This is a genomic window from Micromonospora sp. LZ34, from assembly GCF_052981855.1.
Genome location: NZ_JBRIQN010000045.1, coordinates 41,061 through 47,450, shown reverse-complemented (window position 1 = coordinate 47,450; position 6,390 = coordinate 41,061). Strand labels below are relative to the sequence as shown.

Genomic DNA, 6,390 nt, shown 5'->3' with positions numbered 1-6,390 from the left:
GAGTACTCGACCAAGGCGTTCCTGAAGGGTCTCAAGCAGGTCGACGGGTGGCAGGACATGCCGCTGACCAAGGCCGCCCAGACCGTGCAGGTGTCGGCCTACCCGTTCCACTACGCCCAGTGGGAGCAGCAGGCCGCCGACCTCGTCGCCAAGCACTGGAACAGCTGACCGACAGACATTCCTGACAGGGGGACTGCTGGCCGGCACCCAACGGGTGCCGGCCAGCGGCACATCCACCGCCACTGGCCGGCACCCACTCCCGGGTGCCGGCCAGCGGCGCATCTCGGGCAGTTGGCGGTGTGTCCCGATCTATCCAGCCGGCGCCCCAAGCGGGTGCCGGCCATCGGTGTCTTCGGGGGCGGCGGCGTCGTCCTGGTTGCCCAGGTAGTCGGCGAGGCGGGCGGCGGCGACCAGCATGGCGCGTCCCCGTCCGGCGAGCCGGGCCCGCCAGCCGTCCAGGGAGCCGGCCAGCGCCTCGGGGCCGTTGGCGCTGCGGACCTGGTGCATGACGGCGGCGATCTGCTCCAGCAGGTAGCCGCCCCGCCGGAGCAGGTGGGCCAGTTCGGCGTCCCGGACGTCGTCGGGGCCGTACCGGCGGTGCCGGGTGGCGCGGTCGCGCGGCGGCGTGAGGATGCCGGTGCGCTCCCATTTCCGCAGGGTCGCCGGGGTCACTCCGAGCCGGTGGGCGAGGGCGCCGACCGGCAGCGGGCGGTCGGGCCGGTCCGTGGCCGGCGGCTTGGTGAGGATGCCGACGGCCGCCTCGACGCCGTCGAGGGTTTCCCGGTCCCGCAGCAGCTGGGCGTGACTCCGGTCGATGACGCGCAGGGCGGTGTCCAGGTCGCCGGCGTTGACGGCGCGCATGATCTCGCCGCTCGCCGCGTAGCCGTGCGCCGGGACGAGCGCGAGGTATGCGCGCAGCGCCCGGGCGTGCCGGGCCGAGTACCGGCGGTATCCACTCGGCGTCCGGTGCGCCACGGGGATGACGCCGGCGCGTTCGTAGTTGCGGACCGCCTGAGTGGAGATGCCGTGCTCCCGGGCGAGGTCCACCGGACGGTGACCACTCGCCTCGACGTGTACCCCGGTTTGAGACTTCAGCCCGAGCTCCCTCGCTGGATGACGTGCAAGCCTCAACAGCTGGTTCAAGGATACGGTAGAGGTCATGACATCTGGAGACGGATCCTCGGTGGATTGGTCGTTCGACCTGGGCGGTGGCCGCGAACTGGTCGCCTCGCTGCGGTCCTGGTTGGCGTCGCTGGACGCACCCCCGCAGGTGCTGGCCCTCGGTGAGCCGACGCCGGCGAGCCGGCCTTCCCGGCGCTGCGCAACCGGATCTTCGAGGTGCTCGTCGAGCACGGATTCCGCTCCATCGCGGTGGAGTCCGACCGCGTCGCCGGGCTCGAGGTCGACGCCTACCTGCGGGGCGAGGGTGGGACCCTCGACGAGGTGATGGCCGAGGGCTTCAGCCACGGTTTCGGGAAACTGGACGCCAACCGCGAGCTGGTGGCCTGGATGCGGGCGTACAACGACTCCCGGCCGGCGGCCGGGCGGCTGGCGTTCCACGGCTTCGACGCGCCGCTGGAGATGACCGGCGCCCCCAACCCGCGACGCCACCTTGAGCACCTGCACCGCTACCTGACCGAGCACCTCGGGCCGGGCGGATTCCCGCACGGCCGCACGGACGTCGACCGGCTGCTCGGCGCCGACGAGCGGTGGAACGACCCGGCGGCCCTGATGGATCCGGCGAAGTCCGTGGGCGGGTCGGCTGACGCGGTGGCCGGCCGGGCGATCACCGACGACCTGCTGACCGCCCTGCACGCCCACGCGCCCCACCTGGTCGCCGTCTCGTCGCCGGCCGACTGGCACCGCGCCGAGGTCCATGGCACGGCGGCGCTCGGCCTGTTGCGGTACCACGCCCAGTCGGCCGAACCGCTGCCGCAGGCCGAGCGCACGTCCCGGCTGCTGGCGGTCCGGGACGCGTTGATGGCCCGGAACCTGCTGGACATCCGCATCCGCGAGCAGCACCGCGGCCCGACGCTGGTCTTCGCGCACAACCGGCACCTCCAGCGGCAGCCCAGCACGTGGCGGCTGGCCGGCATGGACCTCGAATGGTCCAGCGCCGGTTCGATCGTCGCGACGCTGCTCGGGGACCGCTACGCCGTCGTCGTCGGCAGCCTCGGTGCCAGCGCGGCGCTCGGACTGGCCGCGCCGGCCGGGGACACCTTCGAGGGCGCGCTGGACGAGGCGGTACGCGGGTGCGGCCTGCTCGACTCCGTACGCCTCGGGCGGCTTCTCGACCGACCCGCCGGCCAGCTGCGCGGGCGGACGGACGTGACCCCAGAGCAGGGGTACTTCCCGCTGGACGCGGCGACGCTGGCGCACAGCGACGCCGTGCTGCACGTCACCGCCGACGGCGACCGACCCGGAGTGGAGCCGGGCCCGACGGCGGCGGAGCTCGCCCAGCGGATCCTCGCGCTGCCCGACGTCGCCGAGGTGGTGGCCGACGAGGAGTCGGGCGTACCCGAGGCGCACTGGGGCGACCGGTTCTTCTTCGTCGGGCCGGACCGCAGGCGGCCGTTCGCCACCATCGTCTTCCACGACACGCCCGGCTTCGACGAGGACTCCCGGCTCGACCGGCCGGGCGTCTTCCGGCTGAACGTCGAGCTCGGCCGGGAGGAGTTCCAGCGCCGGTTCGGATACCCACCCGCGGGGTTCCCCGGCCACCGTGCGGGCGTCGACTTCACCCGGTTGGACGAGGTCCTGCCGCATCCCGCGTACGGCCTGCACGGGTGGGCGTGCGTCCTCAACCCCACCCCCCGGCGCCTGCCGGACGTAGCTCGGTTGCTCGCCCACGCGCACCGCCGGGCCCTCGCCCGACACCAGAAAGCGTCGTCGCGGCGGGAACAAGAACCGCGGTCGGTAGGTTGAGAGGGGTGTCGGTGTGACCAGTGTCCCCGGGCCTCACCACTACTGCCTTCGCGGAATACCGTCCGGCTGGAGCCGCGTCGCGCCACTCGCCGAGAGGCGACCTGCACACCGACACCCCAGCACCGCCCCCGGAGCCCTCAGGGCCCGGGGGCGGTGCTGTCTACGCCGGCTTCACAGGGATCGGACTTTGCCCAGGGCGAACGGGGCCCGGGGCGGGGCGCGGGGGAGGGCACAATGCCGGGATGGGTGTCGAGCTGGGGTGGTCGGAGCAGCCGGGTGTGGTCGTCCTGCCCAGCGGGGTGACGGTCCGCGGGCGACGCATCGGCGACCCGGTGCCGCCGGCCGACTTCGCGCTGCTGCTGGCGGCCGGGCCGGCGCCGCGGTGGCCGCACCGGTGGATCCGGTGGCCCGACTTCTGGGTGCCGGTCGACCGGGCCGACGCGCTCGACGCGCTGCGGGAGGCGCTGCGCCGGGCGCACGACGGCGAGCGGGTCGAGGTGGCCTGCCGCGGCGGCACGGGCCGGACCGGCACCGCCATCGCCGCGCTCGCCATCCTCGACGGGCTGCCGGCCGAGCGGGCGGTGCCGTGGGTACGCGCGAACTACCGCCCGCGGGCGGTGGAGACGCCCTGGCAGCGGCGCTGGCTGCGCCGCCTGCCGGGGTGAACCTGCCGGTCACCCGCGCAGGTCTGTGGTGCTGGTCATGAACGGGGTTGGCCCGGTCCGGCCGGGGTACGAGTGGCAACTCGTCCGACAACCTAGGCAGGAACCACCATGGCACCACCCCGCTACCAGGGCGTCCACCGCCGGCCGGCCCGGCGGGTGCCGTCCGTCGCCCGGGCCGTCGTGTCGCTGGCCGTGCTCAGCGTGCTCGCCGTCCTCTTCCTCGACGCGCTCCTGATCACCGTCGGTCTGCTCACGCCGGTCGTGGCGGCCCTGCGCCCGCTGCGCGCCTGGCTGCGGGATCTCGACGCGACGGCCGGGCCTACGGCGACCGCGGCGTCCGGACACTGACCACCGCGGCCCGGTGCACCCGCACCGGGACCACGGTCGGCCAGCCAACGAAACCACCGGGAGACCACGGTGGACCAGCCAGCGAAACCACCGGGAGACCACGGTGGACAACCGGCGGCGCCGCCGTCCGGCTCACGCCGAAACGTACTCCCGCAGGTGTCGCGCGGTCAGGGTGTCGCCGTGGGCGACCAGGTCGGCCGGTGTGCCGGTGAAGACGATCCGACCGCCGTCGTGCCCCGCGCCCGGCCCCAGGTCGATCAGCCAGTCGGCGTGGGCCATCACGGCCTGGTGGTGCTCGATGACGATCACCGTGTTGCCGGCGTCGACGAGCCGGTCCAGCAGGGCGAGCAGCTGGTCGACGTCGGCCAGGTGCAGGCCGGTGGTGGGTTCGTCGAGCACGTAGGTGCTCGCCTTGTCGGCCATGTGGATGGCCAGCTTCAGCCGTTGCCGCTCGCCGCCGGAGAGGGTGGTGAGCGGCTGGCCGAGGCTGAGGTAGCCCAGCCCGACGTCGAGCAGCCGGTCGAGGATCACCCGCGCCTGGCCGCTGGGGATGAACTCCCGGGCCTCGGTGACCGACATGGCGAGCACCTCGCTGATGTTCTTTCCGCGTAGCCGGTAGGTGAGCACCTCGGGGGTGAAGCGCTTGCCCTCGCACTGCTCGCACACGGTGGCCACGCCGGCCATCATGGCCAGGTCGGTGTAGACCAGGCCGATCCCTTTGCAGGTCGGGCAGGCACCCTCGGAGTTGGCGCTGAACAGGGCGGCCTTCACCCCGTTGGCCTTGGCGAACGCGGTCCGGATCGGGTCGAGCAGCCCGGTGTAGGTGGCCGGGTTGCTGCGTCGGGAGCCGCGGATCGGCGCCTGGTCGACCACCACCACGCCGTCGCGGCGGTGCAGCGACCCGTGGATCAGCGAGCTCTTGCCGGAGCCGGCCACCCCGGTCACCACCGTCAGTACGCCGAGCGGGATGTCCACGCTGACGTCGCGCAGGTTGTGCAGGTCGGCGTTGCGGATCGGCAGCTGCCCGCTGGGCCGGCGTACCTGCTCGCGCAGCCGGACCCGGTGGTCCAGGTGCCGGCCGGTGAGGGTGTCGGAGCGCCGCAGGCCGGCGACGTCCCCGGTGTAGCAGATCCGGCCGCCGGCCGTTCCGGCGCCGGGCCCGAGATCGACCACGTGGTCGGCGATGGCGATGGTCTCCGGCTTGTGCTCGACCACCAGCACCGTGTTGCCCTTGTCCCGCAGCCGCAGCAGCAGGCCGTTCATCCGGGCGATGTCGTGCGGGTGCAGGCCCACGGTCGGTTCGTCGAAGACGTACGTGACGTCGGAGAGGCTGGAGCCGAGGTGCCGGACCATCTTCACCCGCTGCGCCTCGCCGCCGGAGAGGGTGGCGGACTCACGGTCCAAACTGAGGTAGCCCAGGCCGATCTCGACCAGCGATTCGAGCAGGTCGCGCAGGTTGCCGACCAGCGGCGCGACCGCCGGGTCGTCGACGCCGCGGACGAACTCGGCCAGGTCGCTGATCTGCATGGCCGAGCACTCGGCGATGTTGCGGCCGGCGATCCGGGACGAGAGCGCCGCCTCGTTGAGCCGGGTGCCCCGGCAGGCGGTGCAGCTGGTGAAGGTGACCGCCCGGTCGACGAAGGCGCGGATGTGCGGCTGCATCGACTCGCGGTCCTTGGCCAGGTAGAGCCGGCGTACCTTCACGGCCAGGCCCTCGTACGTCCAGTTGTTGCTGCCCATCTTGATTTTGGTGGCGGGCTTGTGGAGGAAGTCCTCCCACTGCTGCGGGGTGTAGTCCTGGAGTTTGGCGTCCGGGTCGAACAGCCCGGAGCCGACGATGGTCTGCCAGTACCACGAGTCGACGGCGAAGTTGGGCACCTTGATGGCGCCGTCGTTGAGCGAGCGCTCGACGTCGACCATCTCGTGCACGTCGAGGTCGGAGATCCGGCCGAGGCCCTCGCAGGTCGGGCACATCCCCTCGGCCAGGTTGAAGCTGAACGCGCCCGCCCCGCCCACCTGCGGGGTGCCGAGCCGGCTGAACACGATCCGCAACATCGCGTACGCGTCGGTCGCGGTGCCGACGGTCGAGCGGGAGTTGGCGCCCATCCGCTCCTGGTCGACCACGATGGCCGGGGTCAGGTTGCGCAGCGAGTCGACGTCGGGCCGGCTCAGGCTCGGCATGAACGACTGGAGGAAGGCGCTGTAGGTCTCGTTGATCAGGCGCTGCGACTCGGCGGCGATGGTCCCGAAGACCATTGAGGACTTCCCCGACCCGGAGACCCCGGTGAAGACGGTCAGCCGGCGCTTCGGGATGTCGACCGAGACGGAGGCGAGGTTGTTCTCCCGGGCCCCGCGTACCTCGATCATGTCGTGGCTGTCGGCGGGGGAGCGTGCTGGCTGCGGCATACGAACCCTTCACAAGATCGTGGGCAGGCTGGCGCCCGCCCGAGCT

At 72.7% G+C, this 6,390-nt stretch carries 5 protein-coding genes; 3 read left to right on the top strand and 2 right to left on the bottom strand.

Annotated elements, in window-relative coordinates:
* Positions 1-309: 309 nt before the first annotated feature.
* Positions 310-1,047: a TioE family transcriptional regulator gene (locus ACVCAH_RS30860; RefSeq protein ID WP_447139759.1), complete on the bottom strand. Its 738-nt coding sequence runs from the start codon at positions 1,045-1,047 to the stop codon at positions 310-312.
* A 291-nt stretch (positions 1,048-1,338) separates the two neighbouring features.
* Here ACVCAH_RS30860 and ACVCAH_RS30855 point away from each other — a divergent pair, with 291 nt between their 5' ends.
* The 3 genes from ACVCAH_RS30855 (at position 1,339) to ACVCAH_RS30845 (ending at position 3,938) form a co-directional block, all read left to right on the top strand.
* Positions 1,339-2,925: a DUF6194 family protein gene (locus ACVCAH_RS30855; protein WP_447139758.1), complete on the top strand. Its 1,587-nt coding sequence runs from the start codon at positions 1,339-1,341 to the stop codon at positions 2,923-2,925.
* 242 nt (positions 2,926-3,167) lie between these two features.
* Entirely contained in the window at positions 3,168-3,590 is a 423-nt protein-coding gene (locus ACVCAH_RS30850) for a protein-tyrosine phosphatase family protein (protein WP_447139757.1), read from the top strand.
* Between the two features lie 108 nt (positions 3,591-3,698).
* Positions 3,699-3,938 (top strand): hypothetical protein, encoded by a 240-nt coding sequence (locus ACVCAH_RS30845; RefSeq protein ID WP_447139756.1) that lies wholly within the window; start codon positions 3,699-3,701, stop codon positions 3,936-3,938.
* Positions 3,939-4,070: 132 nt separating this feature from the next.
* Here the strand turns inward: ACVCAH_RS30845 and ACVCAH_RS30840 are convergent, their stop codons facing one another.
* On the bottom strand, positions 4,071-6,344 hold the full coding sequence (locus ACVCAH_RS30840) for an ATP-binding cassette domain-containing protein (RefSeq protein WP_447139755.1): 2,274 nt from the start codon (positions 6,342-6,344) through the stop codon (positions 4,071-4,073).
* Positions 6,345-6,390: the final 46 nt, after the last annotated feature.